We start from the raw sequence: 1,145 nt of genomic DNA on the forward strand, positions 1-1,145 counted from the left end.
ACGTTTTCGTTCCATTGGACTTCAGACCCCGTATTGTACGCGCAGCCAGTGTTGAATAAACATCCGTTTTTTGGGGTTTTTTATCTTTTTAGGTTTTAAATTCCTATCGATGAACGATACGGTAATTGCCGGACAGGGAGCCGCTTGGAATTCGGAAAACAAACCATGTTAAGACTATTTTTTAGCCAAATAGCTTTTAGGAATCGCCAGAATGGCGGGACAACATGTGGATTAAATTATTACTCTTGGGTGTATAATTGTGATGTGTTTTATTTGTTAGGGATATGGACGATGAGTGACAATTTAGTTGTTGGCCACGAGGAGTTGGTTACGCTGATCAATATGCCTCTTTCTATTCTAGATCCTAATCATTCTGCAATTAGCCCTGAAATGCGTAAAAAAATTCTAAGAGAACGTTATAAGAACCAATTAATAGCAGATGGATTAGAAACTGGTCATCTTAAAGAATTTAGAGGTAATATTTATTTTGCCTCCAAATTATCACTTGAATCGTTTGCTGGGCTTGTTTTTGAATCCTATTTGGTTAGCCTTTTTAATCGTAATAAAAATATGGGTAGGGCTGCTCTTACGTGGTGCTCATGTCGGCAACGACAGGTTATGACTAATATTTATGAAAAATATAAAGCTATAGGTACAGGGTTTATTACCACTAAAGCGCTCTACCCCCATTTGTACGCTCCTCAAAGTAGATCTGATATTATTTTTATCCGTAACAATCCTATATCAGGTCAACCTGAGCCTGCAACAGAAAACCCTACGACTAATATTGCTGGTATTCAGGTAAAAGCAATTCGTTCAAATTTCAAATCTAAAATAATTGATCCTATTGTATTAGGTGAATACTCACATGTAATAACTCTGCTGAATGATCAATATGGGACACCTTCCAGAACAACATGTCTTCGTGAATTAGATATTTTGGCTAATAATGGAAGTATTCATCCATCAATGAGAGAATTTGTCACAGAGAGGATTAAAGGACCTGAATTCTTAGGAATAAGTCAAAGAGATGTCGAAGATTATTATGATTATATTAGGGATTTTTTTTATGGAAGTCCAATTAGGAGCACCGAGAATATTAATGATGCAATGGATGCTGAAATTAAACGTTATAAATATAAACA

Annotated in this window: 1 protein-coding gene; it reads left to right on the forward strand. The window is 35.7% G+C overall.

The window, feature by feature from the left end:
* Positions 1-291: 291 nt before the first annotated feature.
* Positions 292-1,145, forward strand: an 854-nt coding sequence (locus tag EQY_RS0120155; RefSeq protein WP_024212673.1) for a hypothetical protein, incomplete at its 3' end; no start/stop codon positions are given.

Origin of the sequence: Escherichia sp. TW14182 (genome assembly GCF_000208525.1) — a bacterium.
In the GTDB taxonomy this organism is placed as follows: Bacteria; Pseudomonadota; Gammaproteobacteria; order Enterobacterales; family Enterobacteriaceae; genus Escherichia; species Escherichia ruysiae.